Below are 26046 nucleotides of genomic sequence, written 5' to 3'. Positions count from 1 at the left end.
TCAGTGGTACAGGCAGGCGACCAGGCCGCTGACACTGACGGGTTGCGCTCACCCGTCAGTGCTGACATGAACGCCATGCCATTCTCACGTCTCACGCGACCGTCGCTCCATCCTCGGCGTTACATACTCTGGCCAACATTATGTACCGTCAGCTAGACTGGGCGGTAGCGTTACATTTTTGGCGGCGCGGTCGCTCCGCACCTGCTGGCGGCCGCTGCCGATCCCACTGCCGACCTTCCCGTCGCAACCCGTTTGCGCTTCTGCTTTGGAGTCCCCGGGTGTCCTCCTCGCGTTCATCCCGCACCGCCGGTGAGGCGCCTTCCGGCGCTGCCGTGCCGGACAACGCCGCCCACACTGCCCCGCCCGCAGCCCTGGCAGAGCCGTCCGACCCGGCTCCGCGCTGGGCGGGCAACTGGCCCCTGAGTTTCCCGATGCCTCCCACCCTGTCCGCGGCGGCCAAGACGGCCTACGAAGATGCCGGCCGCCGACACGGCGAGAACAGTCAACCCGAGTCAGGTGAGGGCCCATTGGAGGAGCCGGGAACAACCTCTACCGCCCCTGACGCGAAAACACCACACACCCAGGTACGCACCGGCCCGGCGACGCTGCACGAGGCCCGCAGCACACTCCGACAGATGATCGACTCCGCCATCGAAGGGCAACCCACACCTCTGACTCGCGGCCCGCACCATGCACTGCTCACCGCCCTCGCCCACGCAACCGAAGTGGGCTGGGACCCCACTCAAGCCACCACCCACAGTTTCGCGGACGCCCGCAAAAAGCTCGGGGATCTGATTCAGTACAGCGCCGAGGGCCACCCCCAGGTGCTGTGCCGCCACAAGACCCCCGTCGCCGTACTGCTCCCCGCAACCGCGGCTGGCACCCCGATCTCGCCCGCACCTCAAGCCGAGCCCGCACCAGACACAGCAGTTCCGGCTTCATCAGCCCCGGAACCCACCACACTCCCGAAGGGTCGGCAAGCAGCCCAGAACCCCCTTCCGACCACAGCAGCCGAAGCCGCCAAAGACCTCGCACCCGCGCCGACAACTACCCCGGCCGAAGAGGCCGCTGCACCCACCACACCCTCAGTACCGCAGCCGGAACCGGCGTCGGCAGCCCAAGACACGCCTGCGCCTGCCAATACACCCCCCGCCTCACCCGAGACCACCCCAGCCCCACCGGCCCCAACCACCGACTCGCCGGCTGCTACCGCTCCAACCCCCGCCACCCCCACACCCAGCACTGCGCCACTCCAGCACCCGGTCACACCGCCGACCGTCTTCCCCGCGCCTCCCTTGACCCCATCCGAGCCGAGCCTGCCGGCCCCCGCTCCCGCGACGCACGGCTCTGGCCACGAGACCACCATCCCGGCCAGCGGCCCACCAGCCACCACTGCGCCGCGCACCCCGCGACGGCTGGCCGCACTCGCCCAAGCCCTGGACACCGTCCTTCCCACCACCGTCCCCACCGGTGAAACCACCACGCCCACACCCCTGATGGGCCTGCCGACGGGTATCCGCACCCTGGACGACGCCCTCGGTGGCCTCCAGCCCGGCCGCTTCTATCTCGTCGCCGCCGCCCCAGGCGCCGGATCCAGCCTGATCGCTACCGCCGCCGCACGCACCAGCGCCCTCGACCAGCATCAACCCGTCCTGTACGCCGCCTCCGGACTCACCCGAGCCGACATCGCCGCACGCATCGTCGCCGCGCACCTGCCCGTCGACTACCGCCGACTGCGAGCCGGCCGGCTCACCCCCACCGAGCAGGACGACACCGCGGCCCTCCACCACCACCTGGCTTCAGCCCCGCTGTACATCGACGACGGCACCGACCTGACCACCGACGCGATCGCCGAAAGCGTTCCGGACCTGCCCGGCCTGGCTCTCGTCGTGGTCGACCGCCTTCAGACCGCTGAAGACCCCCGGCTGCCGCTGTCCGGCCCGGTCCGGATCACTGACGCTGCCCAGGCCCTCGCCCATCTAGCCCGCACCCACGAGCTCCCCGTCCTCGCCGCCGTCGACACCGATGACCCCCACCTCATCGCCGCGCTCAGCCTCGACATCACCATCACCCTGACCCGCGACGCCGACCAGATCCACGCCACCATCACCGAACGCGACCTCGGTCCGCAGGCCACCCTCACCCTCCACGCCGACCTCGCCCACGCCCGCATTACCGATGCCACCAACCCCTACGCCAGCCCCATCACTCCTACCCCAGCGCCACAGACACCACCGCCGGCCGCGACCCCGCACACCTCCGCACAGACCCCGCAGGAAGCCCCCACCAGCCCAACCCCGGACCGCACCCCCACCGAGCCCGCCCCGACAGCCCACACAGCCGCTCCACGCAGGTCATCGCCCCGCCGCACCGCCCCACCCCCGCCCGAGGGCGGCTACGCAAACCGGGACTACAGTTACTTCACCGGCATGATCACCCGCGCTGTCGACGAAGCCCTCCACGACCATGACGGTGACGTCACCGCCGCAACCGAAGCCCTGGTGAAAAAGGCTGTACCGAACGCAATGGCCCTGTTCGAAGCAACCCGCGTCGGCGGAAATTACGAGCACACCGTCTACCCGGAAACCCTCGAATTCCTCAGAAAGAAATCCAAAGACGGCGCCGACGAAATCTGGGAAGGCCGCCACAACTGGACCAACACCCGCCTCATGGACGCCCTCCAAAACGGCACCCACCCCCCGATCACCGTCAACGCACTCGACACCAACGCCAGCTTCCTGTCCGCCTTCAAGACCCATCTGCCCATCGGCGCCCTGATCCACGACCCCAACGGAGGCTTCGACCCCAAGCGCTCCGGCATCTACCGCCTCCCCACCCGTCCCACCTGGCACCACCCCCACCTGCCCGACCCCATCGGCAACCGCCGCGAAGACGGCCCCGTCCTCCTCGACGACGCCACCATCCGCCTCCTCATCCGCTGCGCCCGCCTCGGCCTGTGCGAGGCCCCGCACATCACCGAGCGCTGGACCTCCGGCGCCAGCGAAGGCCTCCTCGAAAAATTCCGCCGCGTCCTGACCGAGGCCCGCACAAACGCCATTGAAGCCGACGACACGCTGACCGTCGAATACATCAAAGCCATGTACTCGAAATTCACCTCCACCATCGGAGAATCAAGCGTCAACCGCGACATCCGCCGACCCGACTGGATGCACATCATCCGATCCCAGGCATTCGCCAACCTCTGGTATAAATCCCACCGGGCCCACAGCAACGGCCTGACCGTCGTCCGCGTCCGCGGCACCGACGAACTCCACGTCGCCGGCGACTGGCGCACCGTATTCACCGAAGGCCGCCTCACCACCCAGATGAAACAAAAAGACCAATACCCCCTGCCGAGGAAGAGCGCCCGATAGATGTCGACCGACGGATGGAAAAACTTCGGCAACTACGGCGCAGACCGCGACCCCGGAAACGTCCACGGCAAAATCGCCCTCGCCCGCGCCCTCGAAGACGCCCTCGAACGCCTGATCATCGACGGCGGAATCAAATCCCCAGTCGGCACCCGCCGCGGCCTAAAAGCCCGCATGCGCTACCTCACTACCACCAAAGGCGGCCCCCAAGCCCTGGCCGACGCCGGCATCCACGCCACCCCCGCCACGATCCGCGCCTGGACCCGCGGCACCCAGCGCCCGCGCCCGGCCAACCTCGAAGCGATCGACACCGCCTACTGGAACCTACGAGCCCACAACGTGCTCACCAACCCCGGCGCCCTCAAACAGCACCTCAACCGCAATGGCCGCGGCACCCGCATCGAGATCCACCCCGTCAACCAGGCCGCCGTCGACGAGCCACGCCGCCGCGACAACCTGAGGATCCAACACCGGCAGGTCCGCTACATCTGGGACGACGCCGTCGACGCCCTCGTCGCCAGCGACCTGGACACCCTGGAAGACCTCTGGGACGACATCATCGCCGAACTCGACTCCGACTGGGGCGCCTACACCTACGTCTCCTACATCGGCATCGGCGCCTGACACGACCGCCCGCGGCCGACCTGACCGGCCCAAAGCGGCGCTCGGCGCCCCGCAAGACTGATGGTCTGCGGGGGAGTGTCGGTTGAGCGTCGTCGTCTGGGCGTCAGTGGCGCAGGTGCGGTGACCTGGTCGTTGACGCTGGCGGGTGGTGCTCATTCGTTGCTGCATGAGTGACGAAAGGCCATGTCATTCTCACGCCGACCACTACGCCAAAGCGCACACCAAGCACCGCTCCAGCCAGCCCCCCGAGACACACGCCCGCCTGGTCGCCGCCCTGTTCGACGGCGACTGGACGGCCGAAGACGCCGCCCCCGCCGTCCTGGTGTAGGCGCTGCACAAATGGCTACCTCTTGTCAGAGCCTGCGCTCTACCGTGGGCGGACAGGAGCACGCAGACCTTCAACGGCGCCTACCTTCTGCCTCTGTTCCGCGCGATCGAGCAGGCCCGCGGGGAGGGCGCCGACTGGCAGTTGCCCGCCCCGCACCCGGCTGGCTGCCGACGACGCTCCGCTGGGCTCCTACGCCGTCTGGCCGGGCCCTGAGAGAGTCGAACGTACGCGGGTACCGCTCCTGGACCTGGTGCAGGGAGAAGTCGTCCCAATCCATGCGGAGCACGCTGGCCGCGGCGGGGAACGCCGGGCAGAACACCGCGCCTTCCTGCTCGGCGAAGTGGCTGGCGCCGCTTGAGCTGTCGTAGGCCGGCTGTCCACAGACGCTGCAGACGCCGATCTCACCCTTGTAGGTGCGGATGCTGGCACCGGGAGTGGTGAGGGGCAGGCGGCGGGCTTGGGTGTAGCGGGTACCAGAGGCAGCTGCAGCAGCGCGGGTGTCCAGCTTCCGGCGGCGGTTGCGAGTCATCGCGGGATCCTCCTTGGCACGCCCACGCCCGCGCCGAAGCGAGGAAAAGACCGGTGAATGTGCGCGATTCGGAGAACCTTCTCCGCCTGCGGGGCGTGGGTGCTGGTCCGCGGGGAGTCTGGCGTGCGCGCCGCCTCGCCGGGGAGCATACACGCGTCGGCGCCGCGCCGGCCCAGGGTTCCGCGACGGTGTAGGCAGGCGGCCGACAAAAGGCGACTGTCGCACTGCGGGAACGCGAGTGCTGTGCGGCTTTGCAGGCCGGGGGCTCGCGGGCGGCGAGGTGCGCTAGAGCCGGACCGCAGTTCAGCCGCCGATCCAGGCGACTAGACGCACCGCACCGACTCGGGCCGCACTCCAAAACCGCTACCCCGTGCCAGGTCCCAGGTCCTACCGTGGCCGGATATGAGCACGCAGGCCTTCAACGGCGCCTACCTGTTGCCCTTGTTCGCCGAGATCGAGCAGGCCCGGGCAGAAGGTGCCTATCGGCAGCTGCCTGCCCCGGCCCCGGCGAGCAGTCTGGCCGCCGACGACGCACCGCTGGGCCCGTATGCGGCCGCGCACCTGATCCGCAACTCCTACACCGCCGGCCTGGCCCATGCCGACGCGCTGCGCCGCCTTACGGTGGCCGGTGAGATCGACCCGACCAGTCCGTGGACGCTGCTGCGCGGCGCCCTGGAGAACTTCGCCACCGGCCTGTGGCTCCCCGACGGCTCCGGCCGGGCCGAACGACGGCGCCGCGCGCTGTCGTTGTGGGAGGAGGACATGCGCAACCGGCACCAGCACGAACAGGACACCGGCCACCTCCCGACCGGTGGAGGTATGACCGGAGCGCAGCGCCGGGCCGAGATCCGCACCCTCGCCGACAGCCTCGGCCTTGCCCCGCTCACCGCGCCCAAGACGAATCTGATCCTGCTCGCCGCCGCTCCCGCAGCGGGCCTCACCGCTGTCAAGGTGTGCGCTGCCTGGCGTGCGGCCTCCGGGTTCGCGCACAGCCGCTACTGGCCCAACCTCCGCGCCTCCCAGCCTCGCGCTGCGATACCGGGAGCCGACGGCATCCACACCGTTGCGCTGGTCATCGACGAGGACCAGCACCGGCCGCTGGCCGACTACTGCCGCACCATGCTGAACCGGCTACAGGAGGACTACACCGCGCGCGCCCGGGCTCGCTGACAGGCGGCTCCCGGGGCCGGGGCAACATCCCCTGTGCCGCGGCGACTGGGCGCGCACTGCCGACAACGCAAGGGCGGTGATCGGCTGTTACCGGCCCGGTGCGCGTCCGCCTTCGCGGTGGCTGCCGGGTTGGGCACCGGGTGGTGGGGGTCGGGGCCGGTAGGCGGCGTGGACGTCCGCCACCACTTTCTGCCAGGCAGCCTGGGCGGCCGGTCCGCGGTCCGGTTGCCGGTTCAGGTGCTGGTAGTGGGGGTGTGGGGTCCCGTTGCCGGTGGTGATCAGGGCTGCCAGCGGCTGTCCGGCACGGGAGGGGGCGCAGGCTGTCTTCAGCGCCCGGCGCTGCTGCTCCTCGTTCAGCTGTCGCAGTCCTTTGACCTGCGCGCACAGCAGCTCGAAGGGGATGGTCTTGCCGAGCCGGGCGGCGTGTTCGAGGACGTCGCGGGCGGCGTCCGCGACCAGGTCCAGGTCCGTTGGCCGGGCAGAGGGTATCTCCTCGTGGCGTTCTCGCTTCGGCTTGCGTCTCACCTCGGGCACGGATGCAGGCGCCGGGCCGACGGCGGCCGGTGGCAGCGACGGCAGTGGTGCTGCTGCTTTCCTGGGGGCCGGCGGGTTCTGAGGTGTCCGGTTCTTCCATTCGGTGATCTTCTTGCGCTGGCGGCCGGTCAGCCAGGGTTCGGCGTGGCGTGCCTTGTTCTCCAGCTGGGCGACCAGGCGCTGTTGCTCGCCGAGGAGGAAGTGGCCGCGGCGCCGGTCGAGGGCGTCCAGCAGGTCGGTGACTGCCTCGGCCGCGCGCTGTGCCTCGCCGGTCGCTGTGGAGCCTGTCTTCGCTGGCCGGGGCTGGGGCCGTGACAGCCGGCCGCGTCGGGCGGGTGGGGGTGGCGCGCTGACGCCCACGCCGCGGTCCTTGCGCAGCAGCAGGTCGGTGGCGCGGCGCAGCAACTCGTTCTCCACCGCGCTCGCGCCGCCACGCACAGTGGCCTCCGCGCGGGTGAGACAGTGACGCAGCTCGCGCACTGACCTGTCCGTCTCGACGGCCTGCTGCAGGGCAGCGAAGGCCACGGCGCGGTCCTCGTGCGCCTGAACAGCGGCCACCGGCCGAGCCGCAGGCGCAGGCTTGGCCGGTGCGGCGCGGGGCGGGACGATGCCGAGGGGGCGGACGGTGCCACGCAGCCGTCGTACTTCCTCCACGGCCGGGGTGGACAGCCCCCACGGCATGAGGCGGCATTCGTCAAGGCCGAACCACTGGGTGCCGTCGTGGGTCTGGGTGCCGATCAGGACGCGGCGGCCGGTGGCGTCAGCGTCGCAGCGGATGCGCAGCACAAAGCCGTCGACGGTCAGCCGGTACGGGTCGTGCGCGACCTGCGGGCCGAGCAGCAACTGCGTGCCGTCCACGGCCGCGGGCAGCGTGGCCTGCGTATCGAGCAGCACCCGCAGGCATCCGTGCCCGCCCGGCTCGAAGAACACCTCCCCACCGACCCGCTCGGTGTCCTCCGGGATGCTCGCGCGGGCGGTGACGGACTGACCGGCCAGCCAGGCAAGGATCTGCTGCTTGATGTGGAGGTGGTCGGCGCTGGCGACACCCACCGCGGCCCGGTGGCACGGACCCCGACCAGGGTCGGGGATGTGGGTGAAGTGGCAGACCCGGTCCTCGTATGTCTTGATCGTCAGGCGGCCTCCGCATCCGCCCAGCTACCTCCCGCACCAGAAGGTGTCCGCCGCGTGCGAGCGACGGAACAGGGCCACCTCGCCAGCCTGCATGGGCAGCACGACCGGTATCTCCGACTCTGTATGGCCGATCACCGCCGTCTGTACCAGGCGCTGGTCCCGCGGCACGCCACCTCCCGGCTCTGGACGGTCTGCTGCCCCCTCAAGTGTCCTACGTCGGGCTGCGGTTGGAGAGGCAGTGTCGCACCCCCACTCTATTGCGCGTGGCGCAATTTTTTGCGATGGTCGTAATCATGGATCTGATTGAGGACCTCGCAGCCATCCACATCCCTCTGCCGACACCTGGGAGCGTGACCCCCGAGGGCTGTTTCCCCGACGCCCTTGAACAGGCGCTCAGGGACCGTCAGGAGTACGCCGGGAGTCTTGAGGCCATGTGTGACGACCTGGAAGAAGACCCCCTGCTGGTGGCGCTCGGCAACGCCCGTGCCCGCAAGGAGGCCGCCGAGACGGAAATCCGCGAACTCCTCGCCTACGCACGCGAATTTCACGGAGATCGTCCCTACAAGCTCGAGCCGCTCGCCGAGGCCAGCGGCATGTCAGTCTCCGGCATCCGCACCGCCTACAAGGACGGCGAGGTCGACGCCGTCACCCTGCAGGTCGGCAGGAAGCCCGACAGCCGCCGCACCCGGCCCCCCGCCGCCGGCACCGCACGGGTATGAACCGCCGGAACGGGCCCGCCCCGGCGCCTGCTTCCGGTGCCGGGGGTCCTGTACCCCGGCGTGGCCCGCCCTGACCGCTGTCATCGACGCCCCTACACCGTCATGCGCGCGCCCTCCCACAGCCCGCTGCGCCGGATGCGGCAGCCCCTATCTGGGGCCGTGGAAGCGGGTGGTCGTGCCGGCTTCGAAGGCCGCGTGAGAGCGGAGCCTGGACGACCACCGGGCCAGTGCGGAAGCGGGGGAGCGGCGGACCGGGCGGATGCTCCGGATCTGGGACTGTCCGTCCGATGGGCCGCTCGTGCGGATCGGGAGCGTGACGGTTCCCGGCCCGGGCACCTGGCAGCGTCAGCGCACCGCTCATGACACCTTGGCCACACGGCTGGCAGGACCTGATGAACCAGTTCGGCCACACCCCGCATCTGGAGCCGGATTGCCGCGAGCTGCTCGCATGCCAAGGCCTTCCCCGCTGGGGAAGAACGTCGTGACCTCCACGCACTCCACACCCTGCGCTCCGTACGGAGCATCCTCGGCCCTGCAACAGCCAGCTCACCAGATGCCGCTGACACGCCTTCCTCCCGCTCGCAGCCCCATGCCGATGCCGCCTACACGCCTCCGAGCTCGCGCGCATACCGTCCACACGGGACCCTTTACGCGCTCCTTCGGTGAACCGGTGTGACCTGCAGAAGTAGCGGCAGGCCAGCACCGGTTCCCGACGCTGACAGCGGTCAGGAGGCCCGTACGGCTTCGGCGTAGGTGGTGAAGAAGCGGTCGGCGGTCAGCTTGTGGTGCGCGAGCTGTTCGCGGACGGCTTGTTCGTCCGCCCAGCGGATCGGGTTGCTGGCGAGCGCGGCCGCGTAACTGGTCACGGCTTCCCTCAGCTTCCCGAACGTGGCCGGCGTGACCACGCGCATGCCCGGCACCGCGGTGGCCTTGTCGTCGCTGACCCAGCTGGGGTGCAGCATGACCGGCAAGGCCTCCCCCGCCGGGTTGTGATCGTTGAGCCAGCGAACGCTGCCGCCGAGCCGGTCCATGTCCTTCTTCGCGATGGTGTCGGTGGTGCACCCCGTCTTCAGCTCGACGACCGCCTGCCGCGCCGCCCGGGGCGCCCACAAGTTGTCCGGGGCCGTGCTGGCGAACCCGAGGTGCTCGCCCAGAGCCTGCCAGGCCCACACCACGTCCTCGAACAGCTCCTGGCTGAAGAGCGCGGCCAGGCACCCTGCTGAAGGCGGTGGACGCCTACCGGCCCGATGGTCGGTGGGATCCGCAGGAGGTGCTGCAGCGCATGCGGCAGGCCGCCGACGAACTGCGCGTCGAGCTCGACACACCCGGCGGCTACCACCGGCGCCGGGCCAAGGGCGTGGCCGAGCGGGTAATGGACCCAACGCCTGGGCGCCGCACAGGAAAACGTCCTGGACGCATGGGGCAAGCTGTACGCAGCCACTTCCAACGTGGTCCACGGCAGCGCCTCGCAGCAGGCCGCCGCCCGCTTCCAGTAAGTCGTGCGTCTGGCTGGTGGACATCAGTAGAACGTGTCACTGCCTGGCGCTGGGAAAACGGCTGGAGGCCCCGCAGCGTCACGGCTGACGACCACCTCATTCATGGCGGCGGAGACGGCGTCAGCCAGCTGACGCGCTGCGCCAGCCAGCCGGTCAGCTGGCTCGAAGCTGTATGACACGCGAAGAGCCCTCGTCACCCGCCCGTCGACTGAAAACAGAGAGCCGGGCAGCACCATCACACCGGCCGCAGCGCAATTGCTGCACACCTTCGCGGGATTGACCGCGCCCGGAAGTTCGATCCACATGAAGAATCCACCCGATGGCACTGCCCACCGGCAGGCGGGGGCGAGGTGGTTGGCGAGCTGCTCAGCCAGGGCATCGCGGCGCTCGCCGTAGCGGACCCGCAGCGCGGCCCGGTGAAGCCTGATGTCGAAGTCGTCGAGCATGGCCGACACGATCTCGGTGACGAGCGGGGCGGTGCCGCCGACCGGCTTGAGCGCGACGATCGCTTTGGCCAACCACAGCGGGGCAGCGACGACCGCGAGTCGAAGCCCTGGGGCCAGCACTTTTGACAACGTGCGGACATGCACCACGTGGTCGGGCGCCAAGCGGTGCAGTGTCTCGGGCGCCGAGTCCGAGAAGAAGATGTCTCGGTATGCGTCGTCCTCGATGAGGATGAATCCGGTCCGTTCGGCCAGGGCCGCGAGCCGCTGGCGCCGCCCGATGGGAAGGCAGGTTCCCGTGGGATTCGCGCTGGTGGGCACCTGGTACAGGGCTCGCACTCGCCTGCCTGAGGCCGACACGGCATCGATGATCTGTTCAGCGGCGTCGACGTCGATGCCGCCGAGATCGGCTGGCACACCAATGACCACGGCGCCGGCGGCACGAGCAACTGGCAGGATGCCGGCAAAAGTCGCCTGCTCGACCAGGAGCACATCTCCGGGCTCGAACAGTGCCATGCAGACCAACTCCAGAGCCTCCATGGCGCCGTTGGTGGTCAAGACGGTGGCCTTCGGGTCGATGTCCTCGGCGTACAGGCTGTCGATGAGCCTGGCGACGGCCTCACGGTTTCCGAGCGGATCTCCGTAGGACAGGGCCATCGCAGCCCATTCGGGCTGCCCCAACACCCGCCCGGCGGCCTCGGCAAGCGGGCCGGTCGGGAAGGTGGCGCGGTCGGGCAGCCCGTAGTCGAGCCTGACCATGCCGGGTGCTGAGGGGGCGCCCGGCATGAACGCCGTCGTGGCCCTCAGCACGGCTCGCGTGCTCGGCTGCGAGGCCCTGCTCATCGTGCACCCGCTGCGAGTCGTGCGGCCGTCGTCGTTTCGTGGCATACGAGAAGGTCGATGATCTTGTGGTTCTTGTTCACGACGAACTTGAGCGCCGTCGGCAAGGTGACCTCGAACGTCCCGCGGGCTATCACCGGCCCGAACGCGGTACCGGCGCGGAAGCGCAGCGCGCTATTGACGATGGCGTAGATCGTGTTGTCCTGCACGGAGATGCCGATCACTTCGAAAGCCCGTCGCTCTGTCCGGTCCCAGAATCCGCGGCAGAACGTCGTGAGGGCGTCTGGGCCGGTGTGCTCCGGGCTGGCGGCGTTCTTGATGCGCGGGTTCTCGCTGAACAGGGCCGAGATGCTCTCGGAGTCAGCTTGTTCCTCGGCCACGAGGTAGCGGTCGACGATCTCGGTGGCGGTGGAGAGGTCGATGGGCATCTTGGCTCCTTCTGTTCAGGCGACGGCGTGCTGCGCCGCGGCGAGGGTCACCGTGGTGGTCTGGTGGATGATGTGGACGGTCTGAATGAGGCCTGCCTGGTCGAAGGCGAAGACGTCGATGCCCTCGATCTCGGCGGAGAAGGGCTCGGCGAGGATGCGGCCAGCCACCGTGCTGCCTGCTTTGAAGGTCAACGTTGCTGTCCACCAGGCGAACGAGTGGGTGCTCCCCACGGCGGTGCCGTGGACGAGGAAAGTGCGCTCGGTGGTGCGGGTGAAGAAGTCATCTACGAGGGTGCGGGCGGCCGCGGGCCCGCTCAGCTCGGGGTTGGCCGCGTTCTTGATGTAGGGCGACTCGGCGAAGAGGCCGACGATGCCGTTGGAATCACCATGGTTCAGCAACTCGAACCAGCGGAGCATGGTGGCGGTGTGGTCGTTCATCTTGTTCTCCTTGTTGTTGTCGGGCTCAGGAACGGGCCGTGACCACGGGGATGTCACCGACCCACGTCGCAACAGGCACGGTGTGGCGCATGCGCGTCCACAGAGCGGTGTCGACTCCGCGTCCTGTGACGGCGGCGTCGATGTCGTCGGCGTGGCCGTAGTGGGCGAGCGCGGTGCCGATGCGGTGGCGGTGCAGGGTCATGAGCAGCTCGGCGTCGTCGCCGAACCGATCAGCCGCCAGCGCCATCAGGAGAGCGTCGTCGTCGAGCTGATCGTTGGGGAGTCCGAGGCTGCGCAGGATGCGGCCGCCGACGACGGCGTCTTCCAATGAGCATCGGCCGTAGAAGGCGCTGTTCACGATGACGACCTGGCGCCCGCGCTCGCGCAGGCGTGCGGCTACAGCGGCGTGGTTAGCGAAGGTGGCAAGGAAGATGGCAGGCTTCGAACTGCCGGCGAGCAGCTGCTTCACGGTGGTGAAGGCATGGCCGCCGTTGGTCGAGTACTTGATCGCGACTGCCCCGTCGACCCTCGCCGGCACGAGGTCGGCAAGGATGCTGTTGCCGAAGGCGGCCCCCGGGAGGGGCCTTCCGTGCTTCTCGCCGCCGATCACGAACAAGGTCCCGTCCTTGAACAGGTGGCGATACTGGGCCGCGACGTCGACGGTGACGTCCTCGGGCGGCTTCGCCTTGATGAGCAGGTGGGTGGCGCCGGCAGCGAGCACGGCTACGTCGGTCGTCGTCGAGCGCAACGCATCGATGATCACGACGTCGCTCTCGGGCCGGAGCAGATGGGGCTGGATGGTGTTCGGGCTGCTGATGCCGATCGCCGCGTAGGAGAGGTCGATTTGTTGGATGACGTCATTGGGCATCGCTGTGGGAGGAGTTGTGGTCACGGCTGTCGTCCCTCCTGGCGCAGTTGGTCCTCTGTGGCCGAGAGGCGGGCGATGTTCGGGCAGGTGAACGTCATGGCGCTGTCGGGATCACTCCGGCTGATCAGCTCGACGATTTGGCCAAACCTGTCGGTGAGGAATATCTGGGCGAGGTCCTCATCGGCGGCGAGCCTGCCGGCCTGCCAGCCCGCTGCAGTCCACGCGGCCATCGAGGCGTCGACGTCGGTCACTGAGACGGCGATGTGGTGAGGGACATCCGTGCCGCGCGCCTTCAGGTGCTCCGTGAGTTGGTCACACTCACTCGCCGGTGCGGCCAGCACGATCAGGCCCTGCTCCGCTGCCACCGTGGCTATGTGCTTGCGCCACCCTGGGTGCACGGGCTGATCCGGGCAGACGTCGTCGGGGAAGAGATGGGGCTCCTCCGCGACACGCCCGCCGCGGAGGACAAGCCGTTCGGTCTCGTGCATGAGCACGCTCACGTCGGGCAGCACATGCACGTAGTGGTCGAGCTTGACGCGACGGCCAAGCAGCACAGTCTGGAAGTCGAAGTCGAGCCCGGCGCATGGGTCGGTGCAGGTGAAGGAGATGTGGTCGTGCTCGGCTCGAATCATTGCCCGCTCCGGCTCAGCTCGTGCTCTGCGAGGGTCCAGGCGTCCGAGTAGTCGAGCGAGGCGTCGGTCGTCACGATGACGACGACAGCCGCAGGGGACAGTGAAATCTCGCTGACGATCGCCTCTGCGGCGCCGCGGCGCGGCACCGCAGCTGTGGCGGCAGCCGGGGTAGCGATCGTCAGAATCTTCCGTCCGAATCGGGAGGCCGGGCCAACGTCAGCGGCGCGGCAGAGAGCGTTGGTGGACGGGATCCAGGTGTGCGTAGCGGCGAGCATGGAGGACACTGGGAGCATCTCCTTCGCGTATTGGAAAAGAGGGAGAACTCCAGGAAACACGGCGCGTACCTGCACTGATAGGCCGACAAGCGGGACACAAACCGGGTCATGATCTGGAAGGTGGTCGCATGGTCAAGCAGGCCCTCTCCACGAGCAGTAAAGATCCCTTGGTCAAGGAACTTTCAGAGGTTCGTCGGCGCGGAATTGATAGGGTCGACGAGAATAGCCGGACAGTAAGTCCTCTTGAGCTCAAGGTGCTCAGGGAAATCATCGGATCACCGCAGACATTCATTCTTGATCTGCGCAAGCTCATCTCAGATGCCATCGACGGTACAGGCGACATCCCCGGTATTCGAGACTCACGACTGAAGCGTGTGGCCAGGTTCCTGTACGGTTTGGAAACAGGAGAGGGAAGCCCCACCGAGTGGAGAGAGCAGGCGGCCCGAGCCTACGACGAGGAAAAGTACGGGAATTTTGTATCCGACACGTGGCGCAAGGCTCAGGTCGAAGATGAGATCGAGAACTCTATCGCAACACGTATTCGGGCCCTCAGCAGGGAAGTCCGGATTCCGCCGCCATCCGAAATTTCCGGGTCATTGCAAGAGCGCGACGAGCGTACGCGGATCGAATTCAAGAGCGTACGAGAAGCAGCGGCGACCAACCCGAAAAGGATCATAGCTGCAGCCATCTCGCATCACGATCACGAGCGTCGGGACAGGGGAATCCCGCTACTTACACAAGAGGGTTGGATTCCGTCTGGGCCGCTTCCGTTGCAGCAGGTGTTGCTTGAGTACGTAGAAGACCCAGGATCCGACTACCTGCACCAAGCGCGCGCGCAACTCATCCACTACTGGCCGACTGCCGCCGGGCAGCCGACACGGCGCTACTCTGACGCGGTTCAACGCTACGACCGGCCGGGATCCTTCTTCGACGGTACGTCCTATCGTCTGCTTGGTGTGCAGCCCTCGGATCACTCTCCGAAGCTGACGTTCACGACGACTCAATACTGGGATCACTTCGACACGGGCGAAGCACTGCTATTCGAAGCAGCCTGGCAGCGGGAACACTCATTTTCGGACGAAATCGACGGGCCGTTCCGCCAATGGCTCGGCGACCCATTCGACCTTTCTCGACGCAGCGGAATACCAGGGATCAATACACTGACGGTTAGACGCTCTCCTGACGGACTGATGTTCTACCTCGTACAGAGAGGCAACGTCGCCACCGCCATGGGGACCGTCCACGTAATCCCGGCTGGCGAGTTCCAGCCATCCCGCGATGGAGCGCCACACCCGGAGGAGTTGAAGATCGAGGCGACAATGGTTCGCGAATACGTCGAGGAGATGCTCGATCACAAGGAGGCAAGGGATCCGGCTCTGCCTCCGATTGACGTCGCACAAGACGAGCCGTATCACCCAATCTACGATGAGATATCGTCGGGTAGGGCGTCTGCATGGTACCTCGGTATAGGGCTATATCCAGTCACCTGGAAGCCCGAGATCTTGACGGTGTGCGTGTTCGATCGAGAAGAGTTTGACACGTTGTTCGCGAAGATGCAGAAAACGGGTCAGGAAGGTACAATTATTGGCCCAGACGAGCGAGTCGAATTCGCAGGCATCAACTACGACTTCAAGGAAGATCGTCCCTATAAAGGGATTCCGTTTACGGAAAAGTCTGTCAAGCACTACGCAACTCACCCAGGCACTCTTCCTGCCGGGCGCGCGTGTCTTTCCCTAGCTTGGCGACATCGGCACGAACTGGGCCTGATTGTCGATTAGCAGGATGCATGAAGGAGTCGTCCAACATCGCCAGGATCGGCGAACAGGAAGGCGCGTAGTCCGGCGACTGCGGCGCCCGCAACGTTGTCCCGGCGATCATCAAAGAAATGAACATCTTCTGGCCGCGCTCGTAGTTGCAGGAGCGCGGCTTCGTAACAGCGAACGTCGGGCTTCGTCAAGCCGAGTCGGCAGCTGAAAACAAACTGTTCAAAGGAACTCAGCCAGGGCAGCTGCTCGACGGCATCGGCCAGTTCGGGTGGAGCGTTGGAGAGAATGGCGAGCCGAAAGTCGCTCGCCCTTAGTTCGGGAACGAGTTCCAGCAGGCTTTGATTAGGTCGAAGCCAGCTGGCGACATCAAGTCGAATCAACTCTGTGATTTGCGGGGGTGTCCACTTCACTTGCAATCTCGTGCCGATGCGCGACCAGTACTCCTCGGCAGAGATGGTGCCGGCGTCGTAGGGTTGCCGCTCGCGCCAGTACTCTTCCCAGAAACTGCTGGCTTCGACGCCTGCAGTTTCCAACATGTACCGTCTATCCCGCTCCGACTGATGCAGGCCAAGGACACCTGCGAAGTCGAACAGCACCCACTTGGCACCAGGCATACAGAAGACGGTACAGCTGAACTCCTGCTCGGCCACCGGCCACGGCCCCGGAGTGTTTCGGGAATATTCGGTTTTGGTCGCCGCACACCTGGCGACGGCCTACGCCGCACCGACGTCCCCAGGCCTCGGTGCGGTCCCTCTTGCGCTCTGACTCCCACGCCCACCTGCAGGGTGCTCCCGGCACGCCTGGAAGCAGCGGCTGGGGAGCACTCGTTCGCGGACCGGGGCCGGTCCGTCAGGCCGGTATCGCCGACCGGTCACCAGTGTCGTCCCCGGCAGGCCGGGGACGGACGATCCGTGGCGCGGGCCGGGAGGTGACCAGGGCGAGCCACTGGGCCTGGGTGACCGCGGGCCACGTGCGCGGGCCCATGCGGCCGCGCAGCCCGATCAGGTCGGCGGCCCGGCCCTCAGCGGCCTTGATCGCCTTCGGTGGGCTGAACGGGTCGGCCGCCACGGCGAACACTCCCGCGAAGACCCGTGCCCGCTCGGGATGCCGGAAGTGATCTTGCAGCCGTCCACCGATGCCGCCGTCGCGGTGGGCTTTGCCCAGCCACCGAAGCCGCCCGTCGGCGTCGAGTGCCAGGTACAGCCCGGCGAGCACCTCGTCCAGCACCGCGAGGCTCTCCGCCCGCTGGTGGGGCTCCAGGCTGTACAGGACGGGCCAGTCGCCGCGCACCAGCGGGCCCAGCGCCGTCCAGGCATGGCGCAGCACCCGCGCGTCGACCACCGGCCCGGCTACCGGCTCCGTGCAGCAGTCCACGCTCACAGCGACATCACCGCCAGGGTGGCCGCGTCCAGCAGCGGCGCGATCTTCGCGGCCTCCTCTTTGATCTTGCCGAAGTCCTTCACGTACAGCTTCTGCACCTCGGCGGGCTCCTCCGGGGCGCAGGCGTCCTCACGGGCGCGAACGGCGTCCTCGATGATCGCCAGGAGCTGGCCGATCTGCTCGGCCACGGCGGCGACGCTCTCCGTGTTGCTACTCACCGCAGAGGCCAGTTCCGCGCGCAGGCGGGTCATGCGGGCCAGCGGACCCTCCGGGATCTCCTCCTCGAGTTCCACGGTGTCTCCGCCACTGCCCTCGTCCTTGGCACCGGTGGCGTCGTCCGCAGGCGGCTTCTGGCGCTCGCCCTTGCGGAACGACGTCAGGGGGAAGAGGTTGTCGAACCACTCCTTGTCGGCGAGGACCCCCTCGCGCGGATCACCGAGGGGGTCCGGAGCCCAGAAGGTACCCGGCACCAAGCCGTCCCCGGCCGCAGAGTCCGGGGCGCGCAGCACTGCCTCGGCGAACGCGAGCAGCAGTTCACGCGTGACACCCTGGGGCGGGTCGGTGTAAGCGTTCACCAGCGACTGGACCGCGTTGGACGGCGCACGCCGCACACCCTTACGGTCCGCGCTCTTGAACGAGCCCTCGTTGGGCGTGACGAACGGCTCAGCACCGCTGATCATGCCGGGCACCAGATGCCGCCGTACCAGGGTCTCCCAGGCCGCAGCATCCCCCTGACGGCAGGCGGTCAGCAGCGAGGCGAGGCTGCGTGCATCGGGCCGCACCCCGAACTGCACCTCGGGCTTGCCGAACAGGCCCTCGGCGGCGGCGAGGGGACCGGGCCGGAGAAAGTGCTGAGCGACCACGGCCGCCCAGATCTCCGTCCGCCGCTTGGCCCTCGGGCCGTTCTCCTGGCTCCAGGAGGCTTCCTGCAGGGCGGCACGAACCACCGGCCAGTACCGGCCGGTGGGCATCGGCGCGCGCGGCGCGAGGTTCTCCGGACGCGGCGGGACCGGAGGGAACAGCATGACAGTGGCGCAACGGATCGCCACGTCCCGCAGGGTCATGGGGATCACCTCGTCTCCCGGCGACAGCAGGACCTCGAGTGCGTCAAGCGCGCGGGCCCCGACCAAAGCGTCGGCGATCGCGTCCTCGTCCAGCTCACCGACCGCAACGCGGCCCTGGGCGACCTCCTGGGCGAGCAACTCACCCAGCAGCCCCTCGGCCTGGTAGGCCTTGACCAACGTCGACCACAGCCCCAGGGAGCGGTCCATGTCCTCGTAGTCCAGCTGGCCGCGCAGGTGCTCGTGCACATTCAGCTGGCGCAGCGACTCCTCCAGCCGTTCCGGCTTCTTGGCGCCGACCACGACACGGGCCGGCACCTGCGCGATCCGCACCGCCCGCTGCGCACGCCCTTCCGGATCCCGGTCGGGGTCGGCGTACTCGGCGTTGAGCAGGGCGCTGATCCGCCGCAGGATCTCACCCAGCCCCCGCACGACCATCCGCCGGTTCTCCTCCTCCCCGGGCAGCCGCAGCAGAGCCTGCGGCACCCCGGTCAGAAGCTGCAGCGCCGACACCCCGAAGGTCTCCAGCCGCGCATCGGCCCGATTGGCCCCCGTGGCCTGCTGACCCCGCCAGACGTATCGCGGCGACCCGTCCGGGTCGATCACCGGAGTCCGCTGCAGCACGACCACGGTGGAATCCCGCTGGCCCTCCTGCACCAGGGACTCCACCAGGTCGTAGGGACGCTGCCGCGCCCGACGCCGCAGCATCTCCACGGCGTACCGCTGCACCTCGGCGGCCACCTCCGCACGGACCTCCTCCGTCGTGAGAGCCGCGAGCGGGGCCCCGTCCTCGGTGACGGCCCGCACCACCGGCAGCGGACGCCGCTTGCCCAGCGCCTGCTCGCACGCCTCCAGCTCCCGCCGCGCACGCGCCAGTTCTCCCTCGGCGATCTCCACCGCGGCTACCGCCGCGTCTTTCTCCGCCGACGTCGCGGTCGAGGCCAGCGCCCGCCGCGCTGCCTTCGCACGCTCCACCCCGACGGTCCACGCGGCCACCAGTCGCTGCTGGTCGACGAGCTCCTCTAGGCGCTCCTGGTTCTCGGCAGACGGATGCAACCACGCGCTGCGCGTACGGTCGTTGATGACCCAGGGCAGCGTCGCCGCACCGTGCAGCTCCACCTTCAGCACCAGCAACGCCCCGTCGGTGTCGCGCTGCTCGATGTGGTAGGCCGTGGCGCGCAGGAACCGGTTCCCGCGGCGGCGCTCGATGACGCGCTTGGCCTCGCCCCGGCCGAGCGCCGGAGCGAGACCTTCCAGCACGGCCTGGCGGGGAACGGGCGCGAAACCCTCTGCCACACAGGTGTTGAAGATGGCCTCGTAAAGGTTCTCCGCCCAGGTCGAGTGGGTCGGAGACGGGAAGGACCCCTCAGGGGTCTCTTGGACAGACATGGGAAACAGACGGTCCCTAACTCCGGGAGCCCTCGTGGCCCCGGGCGCGACTCGGCGCATCCGGCGGCGCCGGGTGCGGCACGCACCCGAACTGCATGGCACTCCAGTCCAGGGAGCACCGGCGAGGGCCGCCGTCACCGTCACGCACCTCGTAGCGGCGAAGACCGTCTGCCCCTTCGAGTCCACCATCGGAGACTGTGCACGCCACCGGAAGCTCACCCTCGAACAGCGGGGGCCCCGCGGCGCACGGCTCGCGCCTTCTCCGCCGACGGCGGCACGGGGCTGGCAGGTCGTCAGGACCACTGACGTGCCCTGACAGAGTGCCAGTTACCATACAAATCAGACAAGTTGGATTAAATAATCCATGGAGGACGCGCGTAGAGCCATGGCTCATGGACTGCGGCCGTACGGGAAACTGCGCCGCCGGCCAGCTCCCTCAAGGATTTTTCAGATCGTTGTCTGTGCGGCTGCCCACCGCTCTTGCTGCACACGGCAGTTCACGCACGGCCCGCAACCAGCTCTCGCCGAAGCCCACGGGCCCCGTCGCGTCGCCGGGAATGCGGAAGATGTCCGGGTCTTCGCCGAGCTGTTCCATGAGCGCCTCGTACGGGTTGTCGAAGGGCGGCTCCAGGCAGACGGCCACGCTCTCGGCGAGCTGCGGTGGTGGCGTACGCCTTCGCCGTCAGGATGAGCAGGCACCGGGGCGGGCCGGGGGCGCGGGATCGACCCGGCGTTGGCGGCGGCATGCCGACGCCCTCGGCCCCGCACGGTCGTCCCTGTTGTCGGGTCGGCCTGCGCGGGGCCGGCGGCAGCCGTTACGTTGCCGTTCGGCGAGTACGGCCAGGACGACGACGGTGGCGAGGAGGTGCCGTACGCGACGGGCGGCACCGTGTCCCCGCCCCAGCTGCGCGCGAGGCTGGATGAGCCGGTGGTGCCGTGCGCGCTGCCGCCCCGGCGTCTGGCTGAGGCGCTGCGCATCATGAGCCGGCGCTGAGCCCACCGTCGACGACACCGAGACGGTCATTCGCCCAACCACCGAGAGGAACCCAACGTGCAGCACCTAGCCGATGACAACCAGCTCGCCCAAGTCCACCTGCAGGCCGCCGTCGCCCATGCCATCCTCGGCGAGGTGAAGGAGGCCGAGCGCCACCTTGACGCGGTGCTGGCACTACCGGTCGGCGACCTGCTGGCGATGGGCCACGCGGCCGCCGCCTACATCCACGCGATCACAGGGCAGGAGGGTGTCGACTGGGCGACTGGCGAGCCTGCCGAGGAAGAGACGAGGAGACCGGTCGGGCGGGCGACGCCCGCCCGGGGGCTCACCCTGCGCCTGATGTCCGCCTGGTCCCCCGAAGACCCGGAGTCCTTCGATGCGCTGTTCACCGAGGCGGCCTGCGTCCCGGCCGCCGCCGGCGACCTGCGGGACCTGTTCGTCTACGCGCTGGAGTGGACCGAGGTCATCGCGGGCGAATCGGTCGTGCCGCAGCTGCTCGTCAAGACGGTGAGCAAGGCGCTGAAGGAACACGGACCCAAGCGACAGCTGACTTGGGATGAACAGGAGAGCATCGTCGCTGACCTGATCAACGGCATCGAGACTCTGACCGAGGAAGAGCATGAGGAGCTGTATAAGCAGCTCGACGCTGACCACCAGATGGAAGTGGACGAAGCCGTCCGCAACTTCGCTAACAACGCGGTGGGCTCCGATGATTGGGATCGGTGAACAGGGTGTCCGATCGTTGAGCTGACGGCACGGCGACGTGACCGGTGACGGGCAGGCCATCGGCCGCGCTCTTGCCGCGCTGGCGCCGCGTGTCCGGCGAGCCGCCGATGCGCGGCAGAGCGTGATGGTCTGCGGGGGAGTGTCGGTTGAGCGTCGTCGTCTGGGCGTCAGTGGCGCAGGTGCGGTGACCTGGTCGTTGACGCTGGCGGGTGGTGCTCATTCGTTGCTGGCATGAGTGACGAAGGGCCATGTCATCCTCATGCCGACCACCACCTGGTTCGATGCGGCGCTGCCCGGCTCGTGGCTGGTCGACCTCTCCCACGTCGACCTCTCCCGCGTTGAGATCAATGGCCGCACCGTCGACGCCGACCGTCTCCCCTCGCCGTTCACACCGACCGGCGAGCGCCCCGAGGACCCGGCCTGGTACGCCACCCCGACCGTCGCCTACGCCCAGGAGTTGGGCTTCGACGTCGCGCCGATCGAGGCGTACGTGCGCACCCAGACCGGCCGCTACCTGGACCCCTGGTACAAGCGGCTGCGCCACGCATACGTGGCGACGATGGCCGACCTCGGCGTCACCACGGACATGGGCGGGAGCGAGTTCCTGAACGCGATGACCCGCTCCAAGGACGTCGACCCGGCCCTGGCCCTGGTGCTGAAGGCGATCAAGGCCACCGCGAAGGGCGGGATCGGCAAGCTGCGGCAGCGCAACCGGGGCCAGGTCCCGTACTACGAGCCGTGGCCGGCCCTGGAGCGCAAGACGTGGCGTCCCGACATCCGGGCCGCCGTGCTGGCCAGTGTCCGGATCAGCATGCACCGCAAGATGATGAAGACTGCGGCCGCGGCCGACGTCTACCCGGTCGCGATCGGCACCGACGCCCTCGTCTACTCCTCGCCGGGGGTCACTCCCCGCTGGACTTCCTGCCGTACACGGCCGAGGGCAAGCCCGCCCCGGGCTCGTTCCGGTTCGGTGTCTCGCCCGGCATGGTCAAGCACCAGGGCACCCAGACCGTGCTGTGGGCGGAGCAGCAGTTCGAGGAGCAGGGAGGCGTGTTCAACATCGCCAACCTCATCAAGACCGACCAGACGGCCAGGGAAGGGGAGTAACCGGCGATGGTGGACTCGATCGGGGACAGCCTGGACCGCGCGCTGGAAGGGGCGTTCACCCGCCCCGCCCCCCAAGAGCGCACAGGCGCAGATGAAGTACCTGGTCAAGCAGCTCAAGGGCACCAAGCCGGTCGCCCAGCTGCTGGGGGTGTCCCAGCGCACCGTGGAGCGGTACGTGGTCGGCACACTCAAGCGGCCCCGCCGGGAGCTGCGCGAGCGCATAGACCGCGAGGTCAAGAAGCGGTGGCAGCCGCAGGTCAGGGCGAAGGCGAAGAAGAAGGCCGCCACCACCGCCGGGCTGGTCGTCTCCACCCGCGCCCGCTTCGGGTTCACCGGCACGCCGGGCACGACCGACAACGCCCGGATCCGCGACATCACCCAAGCTCTGCCACCCGAGTTCGCGGACCGCCTGTTCACCGCCCGGGTGCAGGGCGCCACCGAACAGCAACTCCAGCAGATCGCGGCCGAGGGCCTCGCTCAGATGTACTTCCGCGCCAACAACACCCGCGCGCACGGCCTGGGCGTGGAGTACACCGACATTGAGGACATCGGCATCGAGCTGTAGCCGGACGAGTGAGAGGTAAGACGGAACCGGAAACTAAGCCGAAGAGCCGGAATCCTTCTGGATTCCGGCTCTTGCTGTGGGGCCGTGAGCCAACACGACCCCACAAAGTCCCTGGGAGCTGTGGTTGGAGCCATTAGCAATCAGGGGAGGTGGCCCCGCAGGGGCCTTGGTTGGGATGGTCGCAGGTCATGAACGTCTGCCGCAAACGAACTGTGCCAATAATGAACGAATATGCCGTCGGCGCAGCATCTGATGCGGCGTCCCATGGGTGCGGTACGACGTTATACCTGGTTGGGTGCGGTACGACGTTATACCTGGTCAGGTAACGCGCCACCATTACTCCGCGTTGAAGCTGTGGCCAATATCCAGCGGGGATTGCCAACTTGCCCCTTCAGCCCTACACGGGACAGACGTGAATTAAGGAGCCCGTTCGGGCCTCAGTGCCCCTCGAACGCTGGCAGCATGCTGTGCACCGTACGGCGGGGCCAAACGCCGTGCGGCATGTGGTTGGAGCCATAGCCGTATATCCGGCTGCCCTGCACCGGAATGATTCGAGGGGGAAGTATGCCTGCACAGCGTTCCCTGGCCGCCTGCACGACCGGGCCCAGGTCCGGGATGAGGGCCGGTGAGTGCGCCGTCGCCATCGTCATCATCGTGGTTGCGGTCATTGTGCGCCTCCGAGGTGTCCCGCTGGCCCACGTGACAGCCCTTCTCTACAGCGCCGGGCTGCTCGCCGTGCTTGTGACGCGGATGGGATCGCTTGGCGTCTCACGTGCGCTTCGCACTGTCTTGTGTCTGCTGCTGGCTGGCCAGCAGCAGACAGAACGATGACACCGCGACGGGGGCGCCCGATTGAGCCTGTCCCCGACCCCAAGCACGGCCCAGGCCGACTCGCCGAGGAACTGCGCCGCGGCAGAAGGCAGCGCGGCCTGACCCGCCCGGAGCTGGCCCAGAAGATCGACCGCTCCATAGCCACCGTCCAGCGTGCCGAGGCTGGTCATGTCCGCCCGCCGTGGCCGGTGGTCCAAGCCATCGCAGAGGCCTGTCGACTGGACCTCGCAACAGTAGAGGCCTTGTGGAAGGAGGCGTGCGCGCCCGCCCCTGACAGAGTTGACGCGCCACACCTGAAGCTGGTGCACACGCCGGCGGACCTGGCGGCAGCCCTGCGAGGCGCATGGCTGGAGAACGGCGAGCCATCGGTGCGACAGATGGAGAGGCGGGCGGAGGCCCGGGCCTCGGAATTCACGCCGCTTTCCCGTATGTCGGCCTGGCGTATCCGGGAGCGCAAGCAACCAACTGCCTCGCTGCGCCAGCTGCATGCCTACCTCGTTGCCTGTGATGTCCGGGACGAAGTCTTCCCCGCTTGGACGGAAGCCTGGATCCGTATCCGACGGCGCGAGGAAGCGGCAGGCAATGGCAGAGGGGTCAACCGGGACACCGACGTCACCGGACACGCCTCGCCGGACGCCTCAGGGGTGAAGCGACTCCACAGGATCACTGCCGCCGATGCTGTAGCGGTCATGCGGCGAGCCGGACTTCAACCGATCGATCCCTTCCCTGGAACGTATAGGCCTTGGACAGCCAAGTGCTTGACGTGCGAGCAGGTCAGCCGGTTCAGGTATGCCAGCGTCCATGACCGTGGATCCAGTTGCCCGTACTGCGCACGCGTTCAAGCTGCTTGACCATAGGGGCCCGAACCACCGGCTCGGGCCCCGGACGCGTATCGGGGAGAGTGTTCATGCATGCGTCTCCGGGCCGTCGGCCGGCCCGGCAGAGCGCCAGCGGATGACACCCGGCAGCCGCCGGGAGCTGGCGGCTGGGATGAAGGACAGGCCGACCATGCCCAGGTCGGTGACCACCAGGCTCGGTGTTGGGGGTCAGCCGCTGCTGTAGTTCGGTGGGTACGGTGCGGCGGCGTTGGCGGTGAGGCGGGTGGCACGCCATCGGTACTCGGCTGCGTGATGGTCTGCGGGGGAGTGTCGGTTGAGCGTCGTCGTCTGGGCGTCAGTGGCGCAGGTGCGGTGACCTGGTCGTTGACGCTGGCGGGTGGTGCTCCCTTGGTGCTGGCATGAGTGACGAAGGGCCATGTCATTCTCACGCCGACCATCAGCGTTGTCTTCGACATCGAGATGGAGACGGAACGCAAGCTGTTGTGTCTGGAGGCCGAACAGCTCCTCGGCGCAGCGGAGCTGATGATGCGGCGGGCCGCGGGGCACGCCGGCCGTGACGCGAAGGCGGATATGCGGTGCTCGCAGATAGCGGCGGAACTGGCCAACGATGCGTACGAGTTCTAGCAAGGATCGCGACGACGGGTGATGTGCCTGCCGTTGGCTGTCGCGGGCTGGCGGCGTGCCTGCTGGCAGGAGTGAGCGTCGTACGGCGTCGCCCGAGGGTGTGGCCCGCGACGAACTCGTCGACGCGGTAAGGCGTCCGGGACGCGAGCGCGGTCAGGGGTTGGTTGATGGCGATGGTGAAGACGGTTCCGTCTCGTGTCGACCGCCAGACTGCTCGAAAGCACCATTGGGCGGTACCACGGCGACGAACCGGCGGAAGACACAAAGGCCCTACGGGCCTCCCACCAGCTCCCACACACCTCCCGAGAACCGGCCAAAGAAACCCGAGCACAAGAAAAACGAGCCCCGAATTAGGTCCTGATATTCTGCTTCGCACACAACGATTCACCCCTTTGGAGAACACCATCCGGAGAGAATCGGTATAGAATAACCAACATCCCACAAGAAAACAGGCAATGCGACGGGAGTGAATGCACTCTCTTGGCGAGTTACAGAATCCCTCTGGGAGGTTTTCTGTATGCCTTTCAGGCGTCGAGTGTTTCACCAGAGGTTCAGACCACTCCTCCCAACACAAAGAGTAGCCGTTACATACTATGTACCGACCCCGAGAGCGTTACATAGTATTGAGGCAGGAAGGGCGCCGGAGGGCGCTTGGCAAGTCAGCTCCACCTTGCCACCAGGGTCGAGCGCCCCCAGAGAATTAAATCGCAGGTCAGAAACTCACAAGAGCACCCGAACAAAACGATGCCGCCACGCCCCGCACCTAATTATGTAACGGCAAGCGAGGGCCGGCGTCGGTCCACCTAGCCAGCCTGTAACGTCGCGGAGCGACGGTGCAACGCTCCGAACGACTTCCGTGTCATGCGCGCCGACCGCGCCTTCTGGTGTCTGCCCGAGGCCGACATCAACATCCCCTTCCCGCCCGGCATGGCCGCCCT

At 67.8% G+C, this 26046-nt stretch carries 22 protein-coding genes and 3 pseudogenes; 13 read left to right on the top strand and 12 right to left on the bottom strand.

Annotated elements, in window-relative coordinates; all coding sequences use genetic code 11:
* The first annotated feature begins 1295 nt into the window (after positions 1 to 1295).
* From ABT186_RS23240 to ABT186_RS23225, 4 genes are all read left to right on the top strand, one after another.
* Entirely contained in the window at positions 1296 to 3374 is a 2079-nt protein-coding gene (locus tag ABT186_RS23240; RefSeq protein WP_351926585.1) for a DnaB-like helicase C-terminal domain-containing protein, read from the top strand.
* The gene (locus ABT186_RS23235; RefSeq protein WP_351926584.1) at positions 3375 to 3995 is read left to right on the top strand and encodes a hypothetical protein; all 621 of its coding nucleotides are present in this window, start codon (positions 3375 to 3377) and stop codon (positions 3993 to 3995) included.
* A 166-nt stretch (positions 3996 to 4161) separates the two neighbouring features.
* On the top strand, positions 4162 to 4323 hold the full coding sequence (locus tag ABT186_RS23230) for a hypothetical protein (protein WP_351926582.1): 162 nt from the start codon (positions 4162 to 4164) through the stop codon (positions 4321 to 4323).
* Between the two features lie 931 nt (positions 4324 to 5254).
* On the top strand, positions 5255 to 6022 hold the full coding sequence (locus ABT186_RS23225; protein ID WP_351926580.1) for a hypothetical protein: 768 nt from the start codon (positions 5255 to 5257) through the stop codon (positions 6020 to 6022).
* Positions 6023 to 6109: 87 nt separating this feature from the next.
* Here the strand turns inward: ABT186_RS23225 and ABT186_RS23220 are convergent, their stop codons facing one another.
* The gene (locus tag ABT186_RS23220; protein ID WP_351926578.1) at positions 6110 to 7606 is read right to left on the bottom strand and encodes a hypothetical protein; all 1497 of its coding nucleotides are present in this window, start codon (positions 7604 to 7606) and stop codon (positions 6110 to 6112) included.
* Positions 7607 to 7980: 374 nt separating this feature from the next.
* Here ABT186_RS23220 and ABT186_RS23215 point away from each other — a divergent pair, with 374 nt between their 5' ends.
* A complete protein-coding gene (locus ABT186_RS23215) occupies positions 7981 to 8406 on the top strand; it encodes a hypothetical protein (RefSeq protein WP_351926576.1) in 426 nt (141 codons plus the stop codon).
* A gap of 725 nt (positions 8407 to 9131) precedes the next feature.
* Here ABT186_RS23215 and ABT186_RS23210 read toward each other — a convergent pair.
* The 7 genes from ABT186_RS23210 to ABT186_RS23180 form a co-directional block, all read right to left on the bottom strand.
* Positions 9132 to 9581: a hypothetical protein gene (locus ABT186_RS23210; RefSeq protein ID WP_351926574.1), complete on the bottom strand. Its 450-nt coding sequence runs from the start codon at positions 9579 to 9581 to the stop codon at positions 9132 to 9134.
* Positions 9582 to 9925: 344 nt separating this feature from the next.
* Complete coding sequence (locus ABT186_RS23205; protein WP_351926572.1) at positions 9926 to 11104, bottom strand: aminotransferase-like domain-containing protein; 1179 nt, start codon at positions 11102 to 11104, stop codon at positions 9926 to 9928.
* Between the two features lie 80 nt (positions 11105 to 11184).
* A complete protein-coding gene (locus ABT186_RS23200) occupies positions 11185 to 11613 on the bottom strand; it encodes a nuclear transport factor 2 family protein (protein WP_351926570.1) in 429 nt (142 codons plus the stop codon).
* A 15-nt stretch (positions 11614 to 11628) separates the two neighbouring features.
* A complete protein-coding gene (locus tag ABT186_RS23195; RefSeq protein WP_351926568.1) occupies positions 11629 to 12051 on the bottom strand; it encodes a nuclear transport factor 2 family protein in 423 nt (140 codons plus the stop codon).
* Between the two features lie 25 nt (positions 12052 to 12076).
* Entirely contained in the window at positions 12077 to 12943 is an 867-nt protein-coding gene (locus ABT186_RS23190) for a 2-phosphosulfolactate phosphatase (protein ID WP_351926566.1), read from the bottom strand.
* Positions 12940 to 13551, bottom strand: coding sequence for a hypothetical protein (locus ABT186_RS23185; RefSeq protein ID WP_351926564.1), 612 nt, complete (start codon positions 13549 to 13551; stop codon positions 12940 to 12942). The genes ABT186_RS23190 and ABT186_RS23185 overlap by 4 nt, the downstream gene beginning before the upstream one ends.
* Complete coding sequence (locus ABT186_RS23180) at positions 13548 to 13835, bottom strand: hypothetical protein (protein WP_351926562.1); 288 nt, start codon at positions 13833 to 13835, stop codon at positions 13548 to 13550. Before ABT186_RS23180 ends, ABT186_RS23185 begins: the two co-directional genes overlap by 4 nt.
* Positions 13836 to 13954: 119 nt before the next feature.
* Here ABT186_RS23180 and ABT186_RS23175 point away from each other — a divergent pair, with 119 nt between their 5' ends.
* Positions 13955 to 15604 carry a hypothetical protein gene (locus ABT186_RS23175; RefSeq protein WP_351926560.1) on the top strand — a complete coding sequence of 550 codons (1650 nt, stop codon included), beginning with the start codon at positions 13955 to 13957 and terminating at the stop codon, positions 15602 to 15604.
* On the opposite strand, the gene ABT186_RS23170 is transcribed toward ABT186_RS23175, so the two are convergent.
* The 4 genes from ABT186_RS23170 to ABT186_RS23155 all read right to left on the bottom strand — a co-directional run bounded on the left by ABT186_RS23170 (position 15601) and on the right by ABT186_RS23155 (position 20065).
* The gene (locus ABT186_RS23170; protein ID WP_351926559.1) at positions 15601 to 16206 is read right to left on the bottom strand and encodes an HAD family hydrolase; all 606 of its coding nucleotides are present in this window, start codon (positions 16204 to 16206) and stop codon (positions 15601 to 15603) included. The two genes, ABT186_RS23175 and ABT186_RS23170, sit on opposite strands and share 4 nt — an antisense overlap.
* Positions 16207 to 16441: 235 nt before the next feature.
* Complete coding sequence (locus tag ABT186_RS23165) at positions 16442 to 16966, bottom strand: hypothetical protein (protein WP_351926557.1); 525 nt, start codon at positions 16964 to 16966, stop codon at positions 16442 to 16444.
* Positions 16967 to 16968: 2 nt separating this feature from the next.
* A complete protein-coding gene (locus ABT186_RS23160) occupies positions 16969 to 19422 on the bottom strand; it encodes a hypothetical protein (RefSeq protein ID WP_351926555.1) in 2454 nt (817 codons plus the stop codon).
* Between the two features lie 436 nt (positions 19423 to 19858).
* Complete coding sequence (locus tag ABT186_RS23155; protein WP_351926553.1) at positions 19859 to 20065, bottom strand: hypothetical protein; 207 nt, start codon at positions 20063 to 20065, stop codon at positions 19859 to 19861.
* A 177-nt stretch (positions 20066 to 20242) separates the two neighbouring features.
* Here ABT186_RS23155 and ABT186_RS23150 point away from each other — a divergent pair, with 177 nt between their 5' ends.
* The 7 genes and pseudogenes from ABT186_RS23150 to ABT186_RS23120 all read left to right on the top strand — a co-directional run.
* A complete protein-coding gene (locus ABT186_RS23150; RefSeq protein WP_351926552.1) occupies positions 20243 to 20416 on the top strand; it encodes a hypothetical protein in 174 nt (57 codons plus the stop codon).
* Positions 20417 to 20473: 57 nt separating this feature from the next.
* The gene (locus tag ABT186_RS23145) at positions 20474 to 21142 is read left to right on the top strand and encodes a hypothetical protein (protein WP_351926550.1); all 669 of its coding nucleotides are present in this window, start codon (positions 20474 to 20476) and stop codon (positions 21140 to 21142) included.
* A 277-nt stretch (positions 21143 to 21419) separates the two neighbouring features.
* A pseudogene (locus ABT186_RS23140) lies at positions 21420 to 22249 on the top strand (telomere-associated protein Tap); the annotation flags it as partial.
* Positions 22250 to 22255: 6 nt separating this feature from the next.
* Positions 22256 to 22814, top strand: a pseudogene (tpg, locus tag ABT186_RS23135) (telomere-protecting terminal protein Tpg).
* An 827-nt stretch (positions 22815 to 23641) separates the two neighbouring features.
* A complete protein-coding gene (locus ABT186_RS23130; RefSeq protein WP_351926546.1) occupies positions 23642 to 24496 on the top strand; it encodes a helix-turn-helix domain-containing protein in 855 nt (284 codons plus the stop codon).
* A 390-nt stretch (positions 24497 to 24886) separates the two neighbouring features.
* The gene (locus tag ABT186_RS23125) at positions 24887 to 25108 is read left to right on the top strand and encodes a hypothetical protein (protein ID WP_351926544.1); all 222 of its coding nucleotides are present in this window, start codon (positions 24887 to 24889) and stop codon (positions 25106 to 25108) included.
* A gap of 846 nt (positions 25109 to 25954) precedes the next feature.
* A pseudogene (locus ABT186_RS23120) lies at positions 25955 to 26046 on the top strand (enoyl-CoA hydratase/isomerase family protein); the annotation flags it as partial.

It is taken from the genome of Streptomyces sp. NPDC001634 (assembly GCF_040298185.1).
Taxonomy (GTDB): Bacteria; Actinomycetota; Actinomycetes; order Streptomycetales; family Streptomycetaceae; genus Streptomyces.
The sequence above is the reverse complement of the archived record's forward strand: the minus strand, read 5'-3'. Positions and strand labels throughout refer to the sequence as shown.